Source organism: Burkholderia sp. Tr-20355 (genome assembly GCF_017104685.1).
Taxonomy (GTDB): Bacteria; Pseudomonadota; Gammaproteobacteria; order Burkholderiales; family Burkholderiaceae; genus Burkholderia; species Burkholderia seminalis.
This window is the reverse complement of record NZ_JAAGPK010000020.1, coordinates 34,030-54,885: the sequence shown is the minus strand read 5'-3', so window position 1 is coordinate 54,885 and position 20,856 is coordinate 34,030. Positions and strand designations below refer to the sequence as shown.

Sequence of the window (20,856 nt, the reverse complement as noted above, 5' to 3'; positions counted from 1 at the left end):
ATCCTTCGGAAGAGGCGAACAATGCTGCTCGACAACCTCGCGCTGTTCCTGCGCATCGTGGAGAAGGGCGGGCTGGCCGCGGCGGGCCGCGAGGTCGGCCTGTCGCCGGCCACGGTGTCCGAGCGGCTGACGGCGCTCGAGCGCCACTACGGCGCGGCGTTGCTCACGCGCACGACGCGCGCGATCAGCCTGACCGACGAGGGCCGCACGCTCGTCGACGGCGCGCGGCGCCTGCTGGCCGAGGCCGACGAACTCGAAAGCCGCGTGCGGCTCGGCGTGCAGACATTGTCGGGGCCCGTGCGGCTGAGTGCGCCGGCCGATCTCGGGCGCGAGCGCGTGGTGCCCGTCGTCGATGCGTTTCTGGCCGAGCATCCAGGCGTGACGGTCGACCTGCATCTCGGCGACGGCTACGTCGATCTCGTCGGCCAGGGGCTCGATTTCGCGATCCGCCGCGGCACGCTTGCGGACAGTTCGCTGCGCAGCCGTTTGCTCGGCCGCGCGCGGCGCGTGGTGTGCGCGTCGCCTGCGTATCTCGCCGCGCACGGCACGCCGGTGCATCCGGACGAGCTCGCCGCTCACGACTGCATCGTGATGCGCTTCGGGCCGGACCTGTATGCCGAATGGCCGTTCAGCATCGATGGCGAACCGAAGCGCGTGATGGTGCGTGGCCGCCGCGTGGCCAACGACGGCGCGCTCGTGCGCGCGTGGTGCATCGCGGGGCATGGCGTTGCGCTGAAGTCGCTGGTCGACGTCGAACAGGATCTGGCGTCCGGCGCACTGGTCGAGGTGCTCGGTGCGTTCTCGCCGGGCGACGTCGATCTGCAGATCGTCTATCCGGGCAGCGCCGCGCAGCCGAGGCGCGTGCGTGCGTTGATCGACAGGCTGGCGCAGGCGCTGGCGACGACGTGACACGCGAGCGACGCGGTGCCCGCGATGCTCGACGCCGCGCGTCATGCCGATTCCGCGCATCGCTATCAACTGGCCGACGCGGCGGCGCTGCCGTTCGACGATGCCAGCTTCGATCTCGTGATGACGTACAACGTGCTGATGGACCTCGACGACATGCAGCGCGCGTTGCACGAGGCGCGCCGCGTGCTGAAGCCGGACGGGCTGCTGTTCATCTCGCTCGTGCATCCGTTTCGCGATCGCGGCGGCTTCGCCGGGCCGCAGCCCGATCACGCCGATACGGATCAACTGAGGCAATGGGCGCGTATGCCGCTGTTTCGGTGGATCAAGGCGCGGCCGGTCGGGGTGAACGTCCGACGTGGCACACCCGGCGCAACGGCCTTCCCGTCATCCGGCCAGGCTGTTTTCGGGCGGCGGACCGGCCGGTCCGCGGATCGGTGGCGTCGTACTCAGCTTCTCCGACAGCATCCGCTCGTACACGCCGAAGTGCAGGTCGACCTCCTTTTGCGTGACGGGGGTGACCGTGATGTTGATCTGCTCGGGCAGCAGGCCCAGCACGACCGCCACCGCCGCTTCAAGTTGCGGTGCACAAACCTGGTCCTCCGCCATCGTCGTGCCGACCAGCACGTCGTAGGTCCGCTCCTGCCGGCAGACGACTTCGACGAGCCGCGCCCGCGCGCTCATGTTGTGGTCGATCGCGAGCCGGACGACCTCGGTCACGGTGCGCATCGTTTCGGTCGGAAAGCCTTTCGTCGAGCGCAGCCGGACGCGATGCCTGCCCAGCGTGAGCCAGTCCGTGTCGAATTCCATGACGTTCTCCGCATGCAGTTCCGGGTCGCTGCGATGATAGGTTCCAGCACCGGAATTTCAAGTGCGAAAATCCGCCGGCCCGGCTTGAAATTTTCCGCGGAGTGCCTATCTTGATTTTCGCTTAGGCAGACGCGCGAGTGACCTCATCCCGCGCGCTGCGTGTTTCGATTTGTTTGCCGGCAGTCCGGCAGGCGAACTGGAGCGCGTAGGCCCGTTCGCCTCCCGGCTGCACTCGAGGAGGATACGATCATGAGCGATCTTTACTTCGGAACCGACTTCTTCAGCGAGTTGGACCGCCTGCAGCAGCAGATGGCGCAACGCTTCGGCGGCTTCCCGTCCAGCATCCGCGCCGGCCGGTCCGGCACGTTTCCGCAGATCAACATCGGCGCGACCGACGAGTCGATCGAGATCGTCGCATTCGCGCCGGGAATCGATGCCAACGCACTCGATGTGTCGATCGACAAGGGACTGCTGATCATCAGCGGCGAGCGGCGGTCGACCCAACCCGACACGGGAAGCGAGACGCGCACCTATGCGCAGGAGCGCTTTGCCGGCACCTTTCGGCGCGTCATCGAGTTGCCCGACACGGCCGATCCCGACAAGGTCCAGGCGCGCTACGACAACGGCTGCCTGTCGATCAGCGTCGGCAAGCGCGAGTCGTCGAGGCCGCGCGCCATCTCTGTCCAGTAACGCAAGGAGGCGATCATGAACGACACGACCCAACTGGCTGAACGCGACCCGTCCGCCGTCACGCGTCGCGCCACGGAACAGCCCGCGCGCCGGATCACCCTCACGCCGGCCGTCGACATATACGAGGACAGCCAGGGCATCACCCTGTGGGCGGATCTGCCCGGCGTGACGAAGGACAAGCTGGACGTCAAGGTTCACGACGGCAGCCTCTCGATCGAGGCCGAGGCGGCGGTGCCGACGCCCGCCCAACTGCGCCTGCAGCATGCGGAGGTCCGGGAGCCGCACTTCGCGCGGACGTTCACGCTGTCGCCGGACTTCGACACGTCGAAGATCGAGGCGAGCCTCCGGGACGGCGTGTTGAAACTGACCCTCCCACGTCGCGACGAGGCGCGCCCGCGGCGCATCGAAGTCAAGACCGGTTGACCTTCGTCAACGGCAAATCGGGAGCCTGGGCGGCCGCGACCGTGCGGCCGCCCGTCGCGAACCGGACGCAGGGGGCACCGGCGTCCGCTGTCACGCGGCAATCCCGGGAAAGGACATCATCGGAGGACGCCATGAATACCGATCCGAAAAAATGGAACCCGTTCAAGTTCCTGCGCGGCGCGGCCCGCAAGTCCGACGGGGACGGTCCGGAAAACCCGCAAACGAGCGAACCGTGGCAGGCCTCGTGGCCCGACATTCCGCGACTGCGCTCGCGGGAGCCGTGGCGTGTCGTGGAGACGTTCCTTCATGACCCGTTCGCCGGCCGTGGCGCGCTCGAACGATGGTTCGGCGACTTCAGTTCGTCGCGCTTCCAGCCGCGCATCGACGTCGTCGATGAAGGGCCGGTGCTTCGCGTGACCGCCGAACTGCCCGGAATGGTGCGCGAGGATCTGAAGGTGAGCGTCGAGGACGGCGCGATCGTGCTGCGCGGAGAGAAAAAGCAGGACGTGCGCAGCGAGGAAAACGGCTGTTACCGGCTGGAGCGTGCCCATGGAAGCTTCGTGCGCACGATCCCGATGCCGGAAAACGCCGACCCCGACCGTACCTTGGCGAAGTTCGACAACGGTGTGCTGACGCTGACCGTGCCGAAATCCGAGCCGGCGCGGACCCTGAGTCGCACGATCGAGATCCACTAGGCCAGACCGGCAACGTGCCGGGGCGGCGGCCGGATACCGGGCGCACCGGGCGGTTGGCGCAGGCCGCGGCGCGGCCGGTTTTTTGTCCGCCGGTCAGGAATGACGGACGGGCGTGAAGCCGGCGACGCTCGACGCATGTCTCACGGCATCGTCCTTCGGCCCCGGTGCGATCTCGCACCAGAATTCCTGATGACGGGCACCGAGCCGACGGGCCGCCTCGTAGCGGTGAAAGTGACTGGCGAGCCAGAACCGGCAGCCGTCGAAGAACACTTTCATCGCCGGCCGTGCCGCGCGCATGGCGCCCAGCCGGATCGCGGTTTTCGCTTCTTCCAGCGCTTCGACGTCGCTTGACGCGTTGCCGAGAAGCGCGTCATCGACTGCCAGTTGCAAGAACGTCAGGTAGTCACGCCCGAGCACGCCGGCAGGCAGCCCCATCGACGAGCGGACGGACGAACGAGGTTCGCTGGGCATGGTGATGTCCGATTCAGCGGGATGGCAGGACGATCGAGGCGCGCGCCTGTGACGCCGCAGCCTCGGCTCCGGCCCGATGGGCCGGTCGAGTTCATTCGCCGGCCATGAGATGCCGGATGACCAGCGCCGGGTCGGCGATATCCAGAATCAGGCGGCGAAGGATGCGCCTGCGCATGTGCTCTTCGTCGAGGCTCCAGGGCTCGCCCTGTTTGCCGAGATAGCGCGCGAGCGCGTCCCGGTTGTCCGTGCCCGCGGGCAGGTTCAGCCGGGCGGCCAGCAGTCCGGCCACGACGTCGTCGAGTTCGATGTCGAGCCGTTTCGAGTCGATGCAGAGTTCGAGTTTCATGTCGGTCGCCGGAAAAAAGCGGCGCCGCGTGAATGGCAGCGTGCGGCGCCGAACGAATGGCGCCGGCCGCGACTGTTGGCCGGCGCGTGCACGACCCGCTGCCGGGTCAGTACTCGAGTTCCGGTGCGGCGGCTTGCACCGGCTTTTCGTCCTTCGGGGCGTCGGCGACCGTTGCGTCCGTCGTCAGGATCAGCCCCGCGATCGACGCGGCGTTCTGCAGCGCCGTACGCGTGACCTTGGTCGGGTCGACCACGCCTGCCTCGACGAGATCGCCGTACTCGCCGGTCGCCGCGTTGTAGCCGAAGTTGCCCTTGCCCTCGAGCACCTTCGCGATCACGACCGACGGCTCGTCGCCTGCATTCGACACGATCACGCGCAGCGGTGCCTCGAGCGCGCGCAGCACGATCCGGATGCCGGCATCCTGATCGGCGTTCGCGCCCTTGAGGTCCGACAGCGCCGCGCGTGCGCGCAGCAGCGCGACCCCGCCGCCGGGCACGATCCCTTCTTCGACCGCCGCGCGCGTCGCATGCAGCGCATCGTCGACACGGTCCTTCTTTTCCTTCATTTCGACTTCGGTGACCGCGCCGACCTTGATCACGGCGACGCCACCCGCGAGCTTCGCCACGCGCTCCTGCAGCTTCTCGCGATCGTAGTCGCTCGTCGCTTCGTCGATCTGCACGCGGATCGACTTCACGCGCGCATCGATGCGCGCCGCGTCGCCCGCGCCGTCGATGATGATCGTGTCGTCCTTGCGCACCTCGACGCGCTTCGCGCGGCCGAGCTCGTCGAGCGTGGCCTTGTCGAGCTGCTTGCCGGTTTCGTCGGAGATGACCGTCGCGCCGGTCAGGATCGCGATGTCCTCGAGCATGGCCTTGCGCCGGTCGCCGAAGCCCGGCGCCTTGACGGCGGCGACCTTCAGGATGCCGCGCATCGCATTCACGACGAGCGTCGCGAGCGCTTCGGCCTCGACATCTTCCGCGACGATCAGCAGCGGCTTGCCGGCCTTCGATGCGGCCTCGAGAATCGGCAGCAGATCGCGAATGCTCGAGATTTTCTTGTCGTGCAGCAGGATCAGCGCGTCGTCGAGATAGGCGGCCTGCTTGTCCGGATCGTTGATGAAGTACGGGCTGACATAGCCGCGATCGAACTGCATGCCTTCGACCACGTCGAGCTCGTTGTCGAGCGACTTGCCGTCCTCGACCGTGATCACGCCTTCCTTGCCGACCTTCTCCATCGCGTCGGCGATGATCTTGCCGATCGCCTCGTCCGCGTTCGCGGAAATGGCGCCGACCTGCGCGATTTCCTTGTGGGTCGAGATCGGCCTCGACAGCGTGCGCAGCTCGTCGAGCACCGCACCGACGGCCTTGTCGATGCCGCGCTTCAGGTCCATCGGATTCAGGCCGGCCGCGACATGCTTCATGCCTTCCTGCACGATGGCCTGCGCGAGCACGGTGGCGGTCGTCGTGCCGTCGCCGGCCACGTCGGCGGTTTTCGACGCGACCTGCTTGACGATCTGCGCGCCCATGTTCTCGAAGCGCTCCTTCAGCTCGATTTCCTTCGCGACCGACACGCCGTCCTTGGTGATCACGGGCGCGCCGAAGCTGCGCTCGATCACCACGTTGCGGCCCTTCGGACCGAGCGTCACCTTCACCGCATCGGCCAGCACGTTCACGCCCTTGACGATGCGGTTACGCGCGCCGTCGCTGAATTTCACGTCTTTTGCAGCCATTTTGATTGCTCCGGAAAAAGTCGTTGATCGGAATGCCGCGCACACCGGGCCAACACCGGTGCGGCGCGGTCGAAGCGGGTGTCAGGCCGCTTGTCGGGCGGTTTGCGAGCCGGGTTCGAGTACGCCCATGACGTCCTCTTCGCGCATGACCAGCAGTTCCTCGCCGTCCACCTTGACGGTCTGGCCCGCGTATTTGCCGAAGAGCACCTGGTCGCCGACTTTCAACTGGAGCGCGCGCAGCGTGCCGTCCTGCAGCAGCCGGCCGTTGCCGACTGCGACGATTTCGCCTTGTTCCGGTTTTTCCGCCGCCGAATCGGGTATCACGATGCCCGAAGCCGTCGTCCGCTGCGTTTCGATTCGCTTGACGATAACCCGGTCGTAGAGGGGACGAATCTGCATTTCCATCTCCTGAGCGATTAAAGGATCACCAATAAGGGAATCCGGCTGCGGGTAGCGGGGCGCGTGGAACGCCGCCATGCAGCCGAGCCAATGTCTGGCGGATTGCGAAATAGAGGCGCCCGTCGCGCGCTTCAAGAGGGGGTGAAAACGGCTATTTGTAACAAATTGTTTCGTGGCGATGGCAGGAGGTGAGGGACCGTGCCGAGGGCATATGAGGCGCGATCGCGTCGCATGGCGGTGCCCCTGAACGGCGAACGACATCGCCCGCCGACATCGCCGTTCGCCCCCTTGCCCACGTTTCGTCATTTAGCTAATATTCAAAACGTCAAACGAAACCGCATCTCATGGACGACGTCACCCGCATCAGCGCCCTGGCCAACGAAAGCCGTCTGGCCGTGCTGCGCTGGCTCAAGCAGCCGCGCGAGCATTTCCCGCCGCAGCCGCACGGCGATATCGACGCGCTCGGCGTGTGCTGCACGTACATCACCGAGAAGCTCGGCATCGCGCCGGCCACGACCACGCGCCACATGCGCATCCTCGCGGATGCCGGGCTCGTGCGGGCCACGCGTGTCGGCAAGTTCACGTACTACAAGCGGATCGACGGCGCGCTCCAGCAGCTCGGCCGCGATCTCTCGCAACTCTGACGCACCGCTGATTCCCACCGAGGCAACCGACATGGACGAACTCGCACTGCTGGCCGACGCCGACCGGCGCGCGCACGCGTATCTGGCTGCAACCGCCGACCGGCGCGCGTTTCCCGACGCGGCCGCGCTGGCCGGTCTCGCCGCTTTCGACGAACCGCTGCCCGATACGGGCCGCCCGGCCGACGACGTGCTGCGCCTGCTCGACGAGCGCGGCACGCCCGCGACGGTCGCATCGAACGGCCCGAACTACTTCGGCTTCGTGATCGGCGCGACGCTGCCGGCTGCCGCCGCGGCCGAACGATTGATGCTTGCGTGGGACCAGTGCGCGTCGTCGTATGCGAATTCGCCGGTGGCCGCGACGCTCGAACGGCAGGCCGCGCGCTGGGTCGTCGACGTGCTCGCGTTGCCCGAAGGCAGCGCGGTCGGCTTCGGCACGAGCGCAACGGCCTGCACGCTCGTCGCGCTGGTGGCCGCGCGGCGCGCATTGCTCGCGCGCAAGGGCTGGGACATCGACGAGGACGGCCTGATCGGCGCGCCGGAAGTGAAGGTCGTGATCTCCGCGCTCGCGCACATCACGGTGAAAAAGGCGCTGCGCGTGCTCGGTTTCGGGATGAAGCGCATCGTCGTCGCGCCCGTCGATGCGCACGGCCGCATCGACCCCGCGCAGTTGCCGCCGCTCGACGACATGACGATCCTCTGCGTGCAGGCCGGCGAAGTGAACACCGGCGAATTCGATCCGTTCGCGGCGCTGATTCCGCCCGCGAAGGCGGCCGGCGCCTGGGTACACGTGGACGGCGCGTTCGGCCTGTGGGCGCGCGCGTCGGCGAAGCGCGCGCTGACCGACGGCATCGACGGCGCGGACAGCTGGACGACCGACGGCCACAAGTGGCTCAACACGCCGTACGACGGCGCGATGGTGATCTGCCGCGACCCGGCCGCGCTTGCCACCGCGATGAACAGCGACGCCGTCTACCTGAGCGGCGCGCACGATGCGCAGAAGAACCTGAACCTCGAATTCTCGCGGCGTGCGCGCGGCATCCCCGTCTGGGCCGCGCTGCGTGCGCTCGGCCGCGCCGGTGTGGCCACGATGGTCGAACGGCATTGCGCGCAGGCGGCGCGGGTCGCGGACGGGCTGCGGGCGGCCGGCTACGACGTGTTGAACCGCGTCGTGCTGAACCAGGTGCTCGTGCGCGCCGGCACCGACGCGGAAACCGCGGCGGTCCTCGACGCCGCGCAGGCCTCGGGCGACGTATGGTTCGGCGCGACCGTGTGGCAGGGGCGGCCGGCGTTCCGGATCAGCGTGTCGTCGTGGCGCACGGAAGATGCGCACATCGACCGGCTCGTCGCATTGCTGACGGAGCTGCGCGGCGTGCACGTGCGCTGAGCGTCACGCGTCGGCCGTGGCCGTGATGGTTGCGGATGCAACTTTCAGGCATTCGATGAGGTGTAGCGCGGCCGGTGTCAGCCATGCATGCCGCCGCATCACGATCGCAACCGTCAACGCGGGCATCGGCTCGGCGAGATCCAGCGTGACGATTCCGCGCGACTTGCGTTCGACGTCCGCGAGCGGCCGCGCGAACACGCCGAGCGCATCCGTCTGCGACACGAGCCCGAGCGTCGCGGCAAACGACGGGCAGTGAACCACCCGCTTCGGCACGTCGAGGCCGAACGGCGTGAAGATCGAGCGCACCAGATCGTCCCCGCCTTCGCCGTAGCGCGGCACGCACCAGTGCGCATCGACGAGCTCGCGCAGCGAGCGGGCGCGCGCGAGCCGATGCCGGTTTCTCGCGACGACCGCGAACGCGGTCCGGAACAACGGAATGCTCGCGAACGCGTCGGGGTCCGGCATCGCGTTCGACAATTGATGCGTGACGATGAAATCGAGCGAACCGTCGCGCAGCCGCGCGAGATCCGTCGCGGTGAGCGCGTCGTCGACGTTCAGTGTCGCGTCGGGCAGGTCGCGCGTGAATGCGGCGAACGCGCGCGGCAGGATCGTCAACGCGACGGTCGGACTGACCGCGATCGACACCGAGCCGGTCGTGCCCAGCCGCAACTGCTCGATCTCGTCGCGCGTGCGCTGGATCTCCTCGACGATCAGCCGCGCGCGAATCGCGAACGCGCTGCCGTAGTCGGTCAGTTCGATCCCTTTCACGCTGCGCACGACGAGCGGCACGCCCAACTCCTGTTCGAGCTCGCGCACGATGCTGCTGATGGCCGGTTGCGTGACGCCGAGCGCGCGCGCCGCGCCGCGAATGGTGCGATGCTCGGCGACCGCGAGAAACGCATCGAGTTGCTTGAGCTTCATGACCGATCGATCCGGTTGCGGGGAAGGCGCAGGGTGTCGGGTGGAACCCCGGGTGACAAGGAAAAGTTATCGTCCACAACGAAATCTTGGATTTTTCTTATTGGGTCGAGTGTATATGCTCGGGGCTTTTCAGGAGCGGTCGCGATGATTCTCGTTAACCAGCAACGGCTGTGGGATTCGCTGATGGAGATGGCGACGATCGGCGCGACCGCGCACGGCGGGAGCTGCCGGCTCGCGCTGACCGACGACGACGCGCGGGGCCGGCGCCGCTTCATCGCATGGTGCGAGGCAGCCGGCTGCGAGGTCCGCATCGATCCGATCGGCAACGTGTTCGCGCGCCGGCCCGGCACGCAGCCCGACCTGCCGGCCGTGATGTGCGGCAGCCATCTCGACACGCAGCCGCTCGGCGGACGTTTCGACGGTGTCTACGGCGTGCTGGCGGGCCTCGAAGCGATCCGCACGCTGAACGAGCACGGTATCGAAACGCGGCATCCGATCGACGTCGTCGCGTGGACCAACGAAGAGGGTTCGCGCTTCACGCCGGGCATGATGGGCTCGGCCGTTTATGCCGGCTCGCTGGATCTCGACTACGCGCTGGCCCGCCCGTGCATGCAGACGGGCGTGCTGCTGCGCGACGAACTCGAACGCACCGGTTTCGCCGGCCCCGCGCGCGAGCGGCAGATGCCCAACGCGTATTTCGAAGCGCATATCGAACAAGGGCCGGTGCTGGAGCAGGCCGGCTTGCCGATCGGCGTCGTGACGGGCGTGCAGGGCATCTACGAACTCGACGTCACGGTGAGCGGCTTCGAGTCGCATGCAGGCACGACGCCGATGAGCGTGCGCCGCGACGCGATGGGCGCGGCGGCCGCGATGATCGCCGCGATCGTCGAGCACGGCCACGCATTCGACGCCGATGCGCGCGTGACGGTCGGCCATGTCGCGTGCCAGCCGAATTCGCCGAGCACGATACCGGGCAAGGTCCGCTTCAGCGTCGACGTGCGTCACCCGTCGCGGCCGGCGTTGCAGCAGCTCGTCGCCGACATCGAAGCGATCTGCTTGCGGCGCACCGCGCTGCGCGGTACGACGGTGGAAGTGCAGACCATCGCCGAATACGAGCCGGTGGTGTTCGATGCGGAATGCGTCGCACGCGTGCGGCGGGCCGCCGCCGCCGCCGGCTATCCGTACCTGGAGATGTGCAGCGGCGCGGGGCACGACGCGGTGAACCTGTCGTACGTCGCGCCGTCCGCGATGGTGTTCGTGCCGTGCAAGGCCGGCCTGAGCCACAACGAAGCGGAAGACGCCGATCCGGTGCACCTCGCGCAAGGGGCGTCCGTGCTGGCGAACCTGCTGGCCGATTGCGCGCGTTAGCCCAGGTTGGCCGCGTCGCAGGGGCGGCCTGACGCGCCTTGCAAGCGTGAAAATGTCGGACAATGACCGCTGCGCGCGCCGCGCCGGCGCCGCATTCAACTGACGCATTCACGCTTGCGAGATCCCCATGTCGACTCCCTTTCCCCGGGAACTGCTGAAGGCCGCCGATATCGAGAAGATGGAACCGACGCGCGCGGTGCATTCGCTGAATCCCAATGCCGTTCGTCTCAAGCGACAACTCAGCGACCTGACCGGCCTGACGCAATTCGGTGTTCACCTGCTCACGCTGATGCCCGGTCACGAATCGGCCGAATATCACCGCCACCTGTACGAAGAGGAGTTCGTCTACGTGCTGGCCGGCACGGGTTCGGTCACGATCGGCGAACGCGCCAGTGAAATCGGGCCGGGCGATTTCATCGGCTTCCCGCGCGGCGGCGAAGCGCATACGGTGCAGAACACCGGCGATGCGCCGCTGGAACTGCTCGTCGGCGGGCAGCGGCTCGAACACGACGTCTGCGAATACCCGCGAATTGGCAAGCGGCTTTATATCGCCGGGGAACTCGAGGATTACGTCGATCTGCCGAAGCAACGCTGATTCGGTTCCCGAGCCTGATTGCCCCATGCTAGGGCTCGTGCAACCGGCAGGCACTGACATCCGTGTAGTCGATTTTCCCGCTTCCCGCCGTCCGACCACTCGCTCCTCGAAGGGGAGATTTGTCCGAAATTTGTAGCATTTTTTCGGACACGTCACGGTTGATATTTGTCCGGAAAAAGTATACAAATTTCGGACAAGGAGAATTCGCATGTCGGATATCAGTACCCGCATCTTCACGCTCGTTCGCGCGGCGGACCCAGGCACTGTCTGGGTGCCGACCGACTTTGCGCATCTTGGCTCGCGCGACGTGATAGACAAGACGTTACAACGTCTGGTCGCCAGTGGAACCCTGCGTCGCATCGACCGGGGGCTGTACGACCTCCCGTCCCTCAATCCGCTGACCAAGCGGCCGACGGCTCCCGATTATCGTGCCGTGCTCGATGCAATTGCCCGTCGCGATCAGTTGCGTCTGCTGGTCGACGGCATGACGGCGGCTAATGACCTCGGGCTGACGGACGGGGTGCCTGCGCGCGTGACCATTCACACCGACGCGCGCCGACGTGCCGTTCAACTGGGCGAATTGCGCATCGATTTCAAGCAGACAGCTCCCAGTCGCCTTTATTGGGCAGGTCGACCCGCGATGCGTGTCGTACAGGCGCTCCATTGGCTCAAGGACACCCTGCCGGTAGACGGGGACAGGGTGCGTGGCCGGCTCGGGGCGATCCTTGCGGACCCGAAATACGGACACGTGATTTCCGCTGACCTCGCGTTGGGATTTTCACATTTGCCGACATGGATGCAGGAATTCCTGCGTGACATTCCCATTTTCGCTCAGCGGCTCGCCGATTTGCCCTTGCAGCGAATCTCCGAAGTGTCGGATGGCAAAACAGTTTTGCCGGGTGCGGGTAGGGGTGCTTGATGAACGAAGCATTTCGGGAAATCATCGCAGCCAGTGACGTGGATCGTCGCGATTTGTTCGTCGGCACGGCGACGCGCCTTGGCACGACGGTGCAGAACGTCGAGAAAGACTTCTGGGTATGTTGGGTTCTGGATGCGCTGTTCAACGGGCTGCCTCGGGGCGGCCCCCGTCTCCTGTTCAAGGGCGGCACGTCCTTGTCCAAGGGGTTCGGGTTGATTTCCCGCTTTTCGGAAGACATCGACATTACGGTGTTTCGGGGTGATCTCGGGCAGCCTGTCGAGCCGACGGATCTTGAGGCACTGAGCGGAAAGCAGCGTCGCCACCGGCTCGATGCGATACGTAATGCGTGCCGGACCTTCATTCAAGGGGACTTCCACGCAGGGTTGCATGCCTGCGCTACACGGCTCGTCTCTCAGGGTTTTACGTTGCAGTCCGACTTCGACGATGCGGATGGGCAAAGTCTGCTTTTCTGGTATCCCACGGCGACGGTTCGACAAGGCGAGTACATCCGTTCCGCGGTCAAGATCGAGTCCGGCGCAAAATCAGCGCTGGACCCGCACACGATGGCGATCATCAAGCCCTACGTCGCGGACGATCTTCCGCATCTTGATTTACGTGTGATGAACGTGACGACCGTGCAGCCCGAGCGAACTTTCTGGGACAAAGTCGTGATCCTGCATGGAATACGGCAATGGTTCGAGCAGCGTGGGGAATTGCGTCACGGAGGTCAGCGAGTCTCCCGGCACTATTACGATGTACACCAACTGCTCAGTAGTCCTGAAGCATCAAAATGGATAGGGAATATCGAACTGGCCGAAGATTGTGCTCGCCATGCCCGTTTGTTTTTCGGTAGTCCGGATTTGCGACTGGACATTGCTCGGCACGGTACGTTTACGCTGATGCCGTCCGCCGGGATGCTGGATGCTCTGCGACGGGACTATACCGCCATGACCGGAATGATATTCCACGAGGTACCTTCGTTAGCCGACGTGTTGGCGAGTGTGGAGCGCCTGGAGGCAACGATCAATGCCCGATCCGACACGTGATGCGAATTCAGGCTTGAGTCTGGTTGCGTGTCGTTACTCGCGAGCGGCTCTAAATATCCTGTAAATCTTGGATAACATATTTGTTTAGATAAACAAAATAAAAATTCGTAAAAACACGGGGTAGAGAAATCACGTTTATTTGGGCACGCTTGTGCGCGTTGTCCGTTCCCGGGCGTCGGCATGTCGACATGCCGGTGCGTCCTTTTCGGGCACCCAGAATGCGGCAATAAATACATGCGTCCGGCAGTTTCGACCGATTGACCGCGTACGCGACAAGTCACGAAAAGATTCCTGATCTAAAGCTCAGTAGTTCGAACCAACAGCTTGATTCAAGAACGAAACGGAGACAGGCGATGTCGAGGAACTGGGGGTGGCGAGCGGCGCTGCTGGCGCTGTGCGTTGTGCTGGCTTCGTGCGGCGGCGACGGCGATTCGCCGTCGGTCGCGATGTCGAATCTGTCGGCCGCGGCGCATGGGCAACGCAATGAAAACGATGACAGCACCGGCAGCGAAGCATCGAAGAAAAACGCCGACATGCGCGTCGTCCAGTACGTCGATCCGCTGATCGGCACGGACTACGCGACCGATCAGCCGGCCGACCCGGTCGGCTCGGGGCTCGGCGGCGGCACGTTCCCGGGGCCGACGGTCCCGTTCGGGATGATGCAGTGGAGCCCGATGACGCCCACCGCGCAATACGACAGCCGCAAGGGCGACGGCTCCGGCTTCTCCGGCGGCTACTGGTACGGCGACACGTCGATCAACGCATTCAGCATCCTGCACCTGAGCGGCACCGGCTGCTGGGCGAATGGCGGCTACCTGAACGTGATGCCGCAGCTCACACCGGGCGATGCCGGCACGCCGGCCAGCTTCAGCCACGCGGACGAAACCGCGCAGGCCGGCTACTACGGCGTAACGCTCGGCAACGGCATCAAGGCCGAACTGACGACGACGGTGCGCACCGGCTTCGCGCGCTTCACGTATCCGGTACTCGCGCGGGGCCAGCAGGCGACGATCGCGATCGATCCGACCGTGCTGAACAACCGTGCACAGGGCACGACGCGCGACACGATCCGCCAGGTCGGCGACCGCGCGCTGTCGGGCACGATCGCGGGCGGCGGATTCTGCTGGGCCGGGCATGCGGTGCCCGTCTACTACTACGCGGAGTTCAGCCAGCCGTTCGCGGCGAAGCCCGCGTTGTCGAACGACAGCCCCGTGACGTTGACGTTCCATGTCGACCGCAAGCAACCGGACGTGATGATGAAGCTCGGCATTTCGTTCGTCAGCGAAGCGAACGCGAAGGCGAACCTCGACGCGGAAAACCCCGGCAACGCGATGCACGGCCGGGCAGGCTGGAACTTCGACAAGGTGCGCCGCGCGGCGAGCGCCGCCTGGAATGCCCGCCTGAACGCGATCCAGGTCACGGGCGGCAGCGATGCCGACAAGACCAGGTTCTACACCGCGCTGTACCACGCGTCGTTGCATCCGAACGTGTTCAACGACGTGAACGGCCAGTATCCGGACTTCTACGCGTCGAACGGCGCACCGGCCGCGTCAACGCGTCAGGTCGAACCGGGACGCACGATGTACGCGAACTTCTCCGGCTGGGATATCGACCGCTCGTTCATCCAGTTGCAGGCGCTGCTCGATCCGGTGCGCACCAGCGACATCGTGCAGTCGCTCGTGCTCGACGCGAAGGCCTGCGGCGCCTTCCCGCGCTGGGCATACTTCAATACGGAAACGGCCGTGATGCCGGGCGACGCGGGATCGATCATCGCGGCGAACGCGTATGCATTCGGCGCGACGAATTTCGATACGCAGGCCGCGCTGTCGATCATGAAGCGCAGCACGGCGCCCGGCGCCGCGTGTGCCGGCACACCCGTGATGGGCAGCCGAGCGGACTACGACCGGCTCGGCTACGTGCCCGCGTCGGGCAGCGGCGACAACCAGACCGCGTCGAACACGCTCGAATACGCCGTGCGCGATTTCGCGGTGTCGCGCTTCGCGACGGCGCTCGGCGATACGGCGACGGCCGGCACGCTGCTGAAGTCGAGCGGCAACTGGCGGAACCTGTTCGACAGGACGGCGATCCAGCCGAAGACGTCGGCCGGCGCGTGGGTTACCGACGGCTCCGGCTTCATGGAAGGCAACGCCGAGCAATACACGTGGTACGTGCCGCACGATCTCGCGGGCGTGGTCGCGCGGGCGGGCGGCGCCGCACCGGTCGTCGAGCGGCTCGACACGTTCTTCACGCACCTGAACGTCGGCACCGTGCAGCCGTATTTCTACGTCGGCAACGAAGTGACGATGGCCGTGCCGTGGGTCTATGCGTGGGCCGGCGCACCGTCGCATACGCAGCGCGTGCTGCACGCGTCGCTCGCGAACGCGTTCGGCACCGGCGCGGCGGGGTTGCCCGGCAACGACGATCTCGGCGCGCTCTCCGGCTGGTACGTGTGGGCCGCGCTCGGTCTCTATCCGGTCGTGCCTGGCGTGAGCGGCGTCGCGCTGTCGAGCCCGCAGTTCGAGAAGATCACGGTGCGCGTCGGGCAGCAGGACGGCAGCTACCGTCTGCTGCGCATCGCCGCGCCGGGGGCGGGCTCCAGCGACGGCGCGTCGTTCTACGTGAAGTCGCTGAAGCTGGACGGCGCACCTTACCCGACCGCATGGCTGCCGTTCGAACATATCGCGCAGGGCGGGACGCTGTCGTATTCGATGACGGCCGACGCGAACGCCGCGACGTGGGGCACCGATGCGTCCGCGATGCCGTCGTTCCCGCAGGCGGCCGGCGCGCAGTAAGGCTGGACGATCAACGAGCGGTCCTTGCCAACGGGATCGACGCAAAGAGAGAGGGAGGGACGAACGGATGAAGCTACGTCATGTGGTGGGTATCGGGTGCCTTGCCGTGTTGTCGGGGTGCGGGGGCGACCAGGGTTCGACGGATGCGAGCGTGTTGGCGCAGATGTCGAACCAGCAGGGCAACCAGAACGATCGAACCGACCAAGGCGATCAAAACGACCAGGGCGAGAGCGGCGGCGCGGGCAAGCGGTCGGTGCTGCGCAGCGTCGATCCGATGATCGGCACCGCGAATCTCGACATCAACGCGGACTGGGCGAGCGGCGTGCGCGGCCACGGCCACGTGTATCCGGGCGCGACCGTGCCGTTCGGGATGGTGCAGCTCGGACCGGACACGACGGGCGGCGCGCATACGCTGCCGTGGAACTGGGATCGCACGTCGGGCTACCAGTACGACGATCCGTTCATCACCGGCTTCACGCACACGCACCTGTCGGGCACGGGCATCGGCTCGGGCGGCGAAGTGCGGTTCCTGCCGACGCTCGCGCCGGTCGACAAGGCAACCCTGGCGAAGGTCGCCGTCGATCCGTCGATCACCTACAACGCGTCGTTCAGCCATGACGACGAAACCGCGAGCCCCGGCTACTACCGCGTGAAGATGGCGCCGGTCGGCAGCGGCAACACGCCGTGGAACGTGCAGGGCGCAACGATCCTCGCGGAGATGACGGCGACCACGCATGCGGGCGTACATCGCTATACGTATTTCCCGGGCGCGGCGACGCAGAAGCGCAGCATGATCGTGAGCATCGACAACCCGATCGGCGGGTCGACCGCGAGCGGCAGGATCCAGATCGTCGACGCGCGGACGATCGTCGGCTGGCAATTCACGAACAACTGGGCCAACCACAAGCCGACGTATTTCGTCGCGCGCTTCTCGAAGCCGTTCGATACGAAGAACGTCGCGTTCAGCACGGACGGCTTCAAGGCTTACCTGACGTTCGCCGACGGCAGCGACGGCGGCGCGGTCACGGTGAAGGTCGGCATCTCGCCGTCGAGCGTCGCGGATGCGCAGGCCAACCTCGCGGCGGAAGTCGGCACGCAGTCGTTCGACCAGGTGCGCGGTGCGGCCGAGCGCGTGTGGCACGCCGCGCTCGACCGCATCCGGATCAAGGGCGGCACGGCCGACCAGCGGACGATGTTCTACACGTCGCTGTACCGCACGATGCTCGCACCGACGGTCTACAACAACGCGGACGGCAGCTACGTCGGCATGGATTCGACCAACGATGGCACGACGTCGCCGCCGACCACGAGCAAGCATGCGAACCCGGGCTTCGACTATTCGTCGACGTTCTCGCTGTGGGATACCTTCCGCGCCGAATCGCCGTTGATGACGCTCGTGCAGCCCGAGCGCGTCGACGGCTGGGTGAAGTCGCTGCTCACGCAGTTCCGGCAGAACGGCAAGGGCGAGCTGCCGGTGTGGCCGCTGGCGCAAACGGAAACCTTCACGATGGCCGGCCACCCGTCGATTCCGATGATCGCGGATGCGTACCTGAAGCACCTGACGAGCGCGGGCATCGACGACATCTGGACCGCGCTGACGACCACGCAGGGCGCGAGCGCGCACGGCTTCGATCAGTATCGTCAAAGCGGCTATGTGTTCGCGGGCGACAACGCGTCGGTGTCGACGACGCAGGACTATGCGTTCGACGACTGGGCGACGGCCGCGGTCGGCAAGGCGGCCGGCAAGCGTGCGGCCGACTACCGGCCGTACCTGCAACGCAGCCGGAACTACCGGAACGTGTTCAACGCGGTGCCGAACAACGGCTGGACGTTCTCGCAGCCGAAGGATGCGCAAGGCAACTGGGTCGCCGGCTTCGATCCGACCGCCGCCGAGAAGACGGACTTCTCCGAATCGAATGCGTGGGTCGATACATGGAACATCTTCCACGACTTCCCCGGCCTCGTCGCGCTGCTCGGCGGCAGGCGCCAGTTCATCGCGCAGCTCGACCGCACGTTCGATCCGGCCAACCCGCTGACCTTCCAGTACAACCAGGGCTTTCCGGACCTGACCGGCCGCAGCGGCCAGTTCTTCGCGGGCAACGAACCGGCGAACCACCTGCCGTACCTGTACGCCGTCGCGGGCATGCCGTCGAAGACCCAGGACCGCGTGCGCACGGTGATGGACGACATGTACTCGCTGACGCTGACGGCCGGCGATCGCGCGTTGCTGAGCGGCGACAGCCTGAAGGCCGCGCTGAACGATCCGCGGCGCGTGCGCGATGCGGCGATTCCCGGCAACGACGATTGCGGCCAGTTGTCCGCGTGGTACGTGCTGTCCGCGCTCGGCATCTATTCGCTGAATCCGGTCGGCGGCGTGTTCTACTTCGGCACGCCGCTGTTCGAGGAAGCGACGATCGATATTCCGGTCGCGTCGGCAAGCGCGGCGGGCGGGGCGTTGAGGTTCGGCGCGACGCGGCGCTTCAAGGTGACCGCGCATACGGCGAGCGGCGGCGCGCCGTCGTCGGTGAATCGCTACGTGCAGTCGGTCAGCCTGAACGGCACGCCGCTGCACCGGCCGTACATCACCTATGACGAGATGAAGGCCGGCGGCACGCTCGACTTCGTGATGGGCTCGACGCCGAACGATACGTGGGTCGGCCAGTGGAACGGCCAGGACCCGAACAGCGCGCTCGCGCCGTCGCTGATGGCGGCCGGCAATCCGACCGGCGTGCAATAGCCGCGCGCGGCGGCGCCATGGGGCGCTGCCGGTCGTGCCGCCCGCTCACCGGCTGGCGCGGCCGGCACGCGCGTGGGGGCGGATCGATTGCGCTTCGATTCTGTGCCCCGTCGCGCTTATGATGCGGGAACGCCACTGACAGGGTTCCCCGCCATGGATGCGCCGCTTCCGCCGATGTCTGCCCCGATTGCCGAGACGGCCCCCGAAACCGAAACCGCCGCCGCGCCGCGCGCGTCGCGCCTGCACCGGCCGGTCGCGCTCGTCACCGGCTCGACGTCGGGGATCGGCGCGGCCGTCGCGCGCCGCCTGGCGGCGGACGGCTACGCGGTGATCCTGCATTCGCGCAGCTCGGCCGACACCGGGCGTGCGATGGCGCGCGAACTCGGCGGGGCCTACGTGCAGGCCGATCTCGCGGACGATGCCGAGCGCGTGCGATTGATCCGCGACGCGCTGGCCGTGCACGGCCGGCTCGACGTGCTCGTCAACAACGCGGGCGTCAGCCGCGTGATTCCGCATGACGACCTCGCGGCGGCCACGCCCGACGTGTGGCGCGAGATGCATGAGATCAACGTGATCGCGCCGTTCCGGCTCGTCGCCGAAGCGGAGGCCGCGCTGCGCGAAGCGGCGTCGCACGGGCGAGCGGGGTGCGTCGTGAACGTCAGCTCGCATGCGGGCATGCGGCCGAAGGGCGCGTCGATTCCGTATGCGGCCGCGAAGGCCGCGCTCAATCACACCACACGGCTGCTCGCGCGGACGCTCGCGCCGGCGATCCGCGTCAATGCGGTCGCGCCGGGGCTCGTCGATACGCCGCTGACCGCCGACTGGACGGAAGCGCAGCAGCTGTGGCGCGAGCGCGCGCCGATGCGCCGCGCGGCGGCCCCGGACGACATCGCGCAGACGGTCGCGATGCTTGTCGCGTCCGATTACGTGACGGGCGAGATCGTGATGCTCGACGGCGGGTTGAACCTGACGTGACGCGGTGACGCGGCGACGCGCGCGTGTCGCGCGCGACCGCCGGGGCCTTCCGCGGACGATCAGCCGAGACTGGACCGCAGCCGCGCGAGCGCCTGATCGTGCGTGCGCTCGAACTTCAGCGGCGTGACGGCGACATACCCTTCGCCGAGCGCGACGGTTTCCGAATCCGCGTCGTCGTCGCGCGGCGCGCGCGCGAGCTTCAGCCAGTGATAGTCGATCTCGCGCGGATCGCGCCCCGACACGATCTCGACACCCTGCAGCGTGCCGGCGCCCTGGTTCGTCACCTTCAGGCCGCGCACGTCGTCGGCCGGCCGCGCCGGGAAATTCACGTTGAGGCACGCATCGCTGTCCCAGCCGGCGGCGACGAGCCGGCGAATGACGTCCGGCGCGTGCGTGAGCGCCGTGTTCCATGGCACCGCGTTGCGATCGACGAAGGCCTGGCTCAGCGCGATGGCCGGCACGCCGACGAGCATGCTCGTCATCGCCGCGCCGACCGTGCCGGAAAATACCGTTTCGGTGCCGAGGTTCGCGCCGCGATTCACGCCGGACAGCACGACGTCGGGCCGCGCATCCTTCATCAGGTGGCTGACCGCGATCGCGACGCAATCGCCGGGCGTGCCGCGCACCGCGAAGCGGCGCTCGCCCTTGCGATGCACGCGCAGCGGTTCGTGCAGGCTCAGCGAATGCGACGTGCCGCTCTGGTCTTCCTCCGGCGCGACGACCCACACTTCGCGTGCCAGTTGCGTGGCGACCTGTTCGAGTACTGCCAGGCCGGGGGCGTCGAATCCGTCGTCGTTGGTGAGCAGGACACGGTCGAACAGCGGGCGGGCTTCTTGCATCGGGACGATCCTCGCGGAGATGGGCAATGACAGGGGCGTACGGCGCCGCGCCAGCGTGGCGCAAGCCACAAGGCTAGCACTCCGGCGTGAGGAGCGTCGTGTCACGCGCTCGCCGCACGCCGGCGCGGACGTGAAAACGGGCGCATCGCGCGCCCGTTCGTCGTTGG

At 66.8% G+C, this 20,856-nt stretch carries 20 protein-coding genes and 1 pseudogene; 14 read left to right on the top strand and 7 right to left on the bottom strand.

Annotated elements, in window-relative coordinates; all coding sequences use genetic code 11:
* Positions 1–21: 21 nt before the first annotated feature.
* Complete coding sequence (locus G3N62_RS07855) at positions 22–909, top strand: LysR family transcriptional regulator (protein ID WP_034191147.1); 888 nt, start codon at positions 22–24, stop codon at positions 907–909.
* 3 nt (positions 910–912) lie between these two features.
* Positions 913–1,248, top strand: a pseudogene (locus G3N62_RS07850) (class I SAM-dependent methyltransferase); the annotation flags it as partial.
* A 45-nt stretch (positions 1,249–1,293) separates the two neighbouring features.
* Here the strand turns inward: G3N62_RS07850 and G3N62_RS07845 are convergent.
* Positions 1,294–1,716 carry a hypothetical protein gene (locus tag G3N62_RS07845; protein ID WP_034188580.1) on the bottom strand — a complete coding sequence of 141 codons (423 nt, stop codon included), beginning with the start codon at positions 1,714–1,716 and terminating at the stop codon, positions 1,294–1,296.
* A gap of 249 nt (positions 1,717–1,965) precedes the next feature.
* Here G3N62_RS07845 and G3N62_RS07840 point away from each other — a divergent pair, with 249 nt between their 5' ends.
* From G3N62_RS07840 to G3N62_RS07830, 3 genes are all read left to right on the top strand, one after another.
* Positions 1,966–2,406, top strand: coding sequence for an Hsp20/alpha crystallin family protein (locus G3N62_RS07840; RefSeq protein ID WP_049028889.1), 441 nt, complete (start codon positions 1,966–1,968; stop codon positions 2,404–2,406).
* Positions 2,407–2,421: 15 nt separating this feature from the next.
* Complete coding sequence (locus G3N62_RS07835; protein WP_124670188.1) at positions 2,422–2,829, top strand: Hsp20/alpha crystallin family protein; 408 nt, start codon at positions 2,422–2,424, stop codon at positions 2,827–2,829.
* 131 nt (positions 2,830–2,960) lie between these two features.
* Positions 2,961–3,524, top strand: a complete 564-nt coding sequence (locus G3N62_RS07830) for an Hsp20/alpha crystallin family protein (protein WP_124670197.1) — start codon at positions 2,961–2,963, stop codon at positions 3,522–3,524.
* A 93-nt stretch (positions 3,525–3,617) separates the two neighbouring features.
* Here the strand turns inward: G3N62_RS07830 and G3N62_RS07825 are convergent, their stop codons facing one another.
* From G3N62_RS07825 to G3N62_RS07810, 4 genes are all read right to left on the bottom strand, one after another.
* Positions 3,618–3,959 (bottom strand): hypothetical protein, encoded by a 342-nt coding sequence (locus G3N62_RS07825; RefSeq protein WP_034188576.1) that lies wholly within the window; start codon positions 3,957–3,959, stop codon positions 3,618–3,620.
* A gap of 127 nt (positions 3,960–4,086) precedes the next feature.
* Positions 4,087–4,341: a hypothetical protein gene (locus G3N62_RS07820; RefSeq protein WP_034188622.1), complete on the bottom strand. Its 255-nt coding sequence runs from the start codon at positions 4,339–4,341 to the stop codon at positions 4,087–4,089.
* Between the two features lie 106 nt (positions 4,342–4,447).
* Positions 4,448–6,070, bottom strand: coding sequence for a chaperonin GroEL (gene groL / locus G3N62_RS07815; RefSeq protein WP_124670187.1), 1,623 nt, complete (start codon positions 6,068–6,070; stop codon positions 4,448–4,450).
* An 81-nt stretch (positions 6,071–6,151) separates the two neighbouring features.
* Complete coding sequence (locus tag G3N62_RS07810; protein ID WP_124670186.1) at positions 6,152–6,469, bottom strand: co-chaperone GroES; 318 nt, start codon at positions 6,467–6,469, stop codon at positions 6,152–6,154.
* A gap of 344 nt (positions 6,470–6,813) precedes the next feature.
* Between G3N62_RS07810 and G3N62_RS07805 the strand changes: the two genes are divergently transcribed.
* Positions 6,814–7,113, top strand: coding sequence for a helix-turn-helix domain-containing protein (locus G3N62_RS07805; RefSeq protein WP_034188574.1), 300 nt, complete (start codon positions 6,814–6,816; stop codon positions 7,111–7,113).
* Between the two features lie 31 nt (positions 7,114–7,144).
* Positions 7,145–8,497 carry an aminotransferase class V-fold PLP-dependent enzyme gene (locus tag G3N62_RS07800; RefSeq protein WP_049030126.1) on the top strand — a complete coding sequence of 451 codons (1,353 nt, stop codon included), beginning with the start codon at positions 7,145–7,147 and terminating at the stop codon, positions 8,495–8,497.
* A 3-nt stretch (positions 8,498–8,500) separates the two neighbouring features.
* Here the strand turns inward: G3N62_RS07800 and G3N62_RS07795 are convergent, their stop codons facing one another.
* A complete protein-coding gene (locus tag G3N62_RS07795; RefSeq protein ID WP_124670185.1) occupies positions 8,501–9,418 on the bottom strand; it encodes a LysR substrate-binding domain-containing protein in 918 nt (305 codons plus the stop codon).
* Between the two features lie 144 nt (positions 9,419–9,562).
* Between G3N62_RS07795 and G3N62_RS07790 the strand changes: the two genes are divergently transcribed.
* From G3N62_RS07790 to G3N62_RS07760, 7 genes are all read left to right on the top strand, one after another.
* Entirely contained in the window at positions 9,563–10,786 is a 1,224-nt protein-coding gene (locus G3N62_RS07790) for a Zn-dependent hydrolase (RefSeq protein ID WP_034188571.1), read from the top strand.
* Positions 10,787–10,913: 127 nt separating this feature from the next.
* Complete coding sequence (locus tag G3N62_RS07785; RefSeq protein ID WP_034188570.1) at positions 10,914–11,381, top strand: cupin domain-containing protein; 468 nt, start codon at positions 10,914–10,916, stop codon at positions 11,379–11,381.
* Positions 11,382–11,589: 208 nt separating this feature from the next.
* Positions 11,590–12,300 (top strand): DUF6088 family protein, encoded by a 711-nt coding sequence (locus G3N62_RS07780; protein ID WP_034188569.1) that lies wholly within the window; start codon positions 11,590–11,592, stop codon positions 12,298–12,300.
* Complete coding sequence (locus G3N62_RS07775; RefSeq protein WP_124670184.1) at positions 12,300–13,346, top strand: nucleotidyl transferase AbiEii/AbiGii toxin family protein; 1,047 nt, start codon at positions 12,300–12,302, stop codon at positions 13,344–13,346. Before G3N62_RS07780 ends, G3N62_RS07775 begins: the two co-directional genes overlap by 1 nt.
* A gap of 353 nt (positions 13,347–13,699) precedes the next feature.
* Positions 13,700–16,138 (top strand): GH92 family glycosyl hydrolase, encoded by a 2,439-nt coding sequence (locus G3N62_RS07770; RefSeq protein WP_124670183.1) that lies wholly within the window; start codon positions 13,700–13,702, stop codon positions 16,136–16,138.
* Between the two features lie 67 nt (positions 16,139–16,205).
* The gene (locus tag G3N62_RS07765; protein ID WP_124670182.1) at positions 16,206–18,875 is read left to right on the top strand and encodes a GH92 family glycosyl hydrolase; all 2,670 of its coding nucleotides are present in this window, start codon (positions 16,206–16,208) and stop codon (positions 18,873–18,875) included.
* Between the two features lie 153 nt (positions 18,876–19,028).
* The gene (locus G3N62_RS07760; RefSeq protein ID WP_124670181.1) at positions 19,029–19,850 is read left to right on the top strand and encodes an SDR family oxidoreductase; all 822 of its coding nucleotides are present in this window, start codon (positions 19,029–19,031) and stop codon (positions 19,848–19,850) included.
* Between the two features lie 59 nt (positions 19,851–19,909).
* Here the strand turns inward: G3N62_RS07760 and surE are convergent, their stop codons facing one another.
* A complete protein-coding gene (surE, locus tag G3N62_RS07755) occupies positions 19,910–20,689 on the bottom strand; it encodes a 5'/3'-nucleotidase SurE (RefSeq protein ID WP_124670180.1) in 780 nt (259 codons plus the stop codon).
* Positions 20,690–20,856 lie beyond the last annotated feature (167 nt).

Excerpts from the sequence above, each read along its gene's own strand:
- surE (WP_124670180.1), bottom strand. The coding sequence starts at position 20,689 with ATGCAAGAAGCCCGCCCGCTGTTCGACCGTGTCCTGCTCACCAACGAC.
- G3N62_RS07785 (WP_034188570.1), top strand. The coding sequence starts at position 10,914 with ATGTCGACTCCCTTTCCCCGGGAACTGCTGAAGGCCGCCGATATCGAG.
- G3N62_RS07770 (WP_124670183.1), top strand. The coding sequence starts at position 13,700 with ATGTCGAGGAACTGGGGGTGGCGAGCGGCGCTGCTGGCGCTGTGCGTT.
- G3N62_RS07795 (WP_124670185.1), bottom strand. The coding sequence starts at position 9,418 with ATGAAGCTCAAGCAACTCGATGCGTTTCTCGCGGTCGCCGAGCATCGC.
- G3N62_RS07830 (WP_124670197.1), top strand. The coding sequence starts at position 2,961 with ATGAATACCGATCCGAAAAAATGGAACCCGTTCAAGTTCCTGCGCGGC.
- G3N62_RS07825 (WP_034188576.1), bottom strand. The coding sequence starts at position 3,959 with ATGGGGCTGCCTGCCGGCGTGCTCGGGCGTGACTACCTGACGTTCTTG.
- G3N62_RS07800 (WP_049030126.1), top strand. The coding sequence starts at position 7,145 with ATGGACGAACTCGCACTGCTGGCCGACGCCGACCGGCGCGCGCACGCG.
- G3N62_RS07805 (WP_034188574.1), top strand. The coding sequence starts at position 6,814 with ATGGACGACGTCACCCGCATCAGCGCCCTGGCCAACGAAAGCCGTCTG.
- G3N62_RS07790 (WP_034188571.1), top strand. The coding sequence starts at position 9,563 with ATGATTCTCGTTAACCAGCAACGGCTGTGGGATTCGCTGATGGAGATG.
- G3N62_RS07780 (WP_034188569.1), top strand. The coding sequence starts at position 11,590 with ATGTCGGATATCAGTACCCGCATCTTCACGCTCGTTCGCGCGGCGGAC.
- G3N62_RS07840 (WP_049028889.1), top strand. The coding sequence starts at position 1,966 with ATGAGCGATCTTTACTTCGGAACCGACTTCTTCAGCGAGTTGGACCGC.
- G3N62_RS07760 (WP_124670181.1), top strand. The coding sequence starts at position 19,029 with ATGGATGCGCCGCTTCCGCCGATGTCTGCCCCGATTGCCGAGACGGCC.
- G3N62_RS07845 (WP_034188580.1), bottom strand. The coding sequence starts at position 1,716 with ATGGAATTCGACACGGACTGGCTCACGCTGGGCAGGCATCGCGTCCGG.
- G3N62_RS07810 (WP_124670186.1), bottom strand. The coding sequence starts at position 6,469 with ATGCAGATTCGTCCCCTCTACGACCGGGTTATCGTCAAGCGAATCGAA.
- G3N62_RS07855 (WP_034191147.1), top strand. The coding sequence starts at position 22 with ATGCTGCTCGACAACCTCGCGCTGTTCCTGCGCATCGTGGAGAAGGGC.
- G3N62_RS07765 (WP_124670182.1), top strand. The coding sequence starts at position 16,206 with ATGAAGCTACGTCATGTGGTGGGTATCGGGTGCCTTGCCGTGTTGTCG.
- G3N62_RS07775 (WP_124670184.1), top strand. The coding sequence starts at position 12,300 with ATGAACGAAGCATTTCGGGAAATCATCGCAGCCAGTGACGTGGATCGT.
- groL (WP_124670187.1), bottom strand. The coding sequence starts at position 6,070 with ATGGCTGCAAAAGACGTGAAATTCAGCGACGGCGCGCGTAACCGCATC.
- G3N62_RS07835 (WP_124670188.1), top strand. The coding sequence starts at position 2,422 with ATGAACGACACGACCCAACTGGCTGAACGCGACCCGTCCGCCGTCACG.
- G3N62_RS07820 (WP_034188622.1), bottom strand. The coding sequence starts at position 4,341 with ATGAAACTCGAACTCTGCATCGACTCGAAACGGCTCGACATCGAACTC.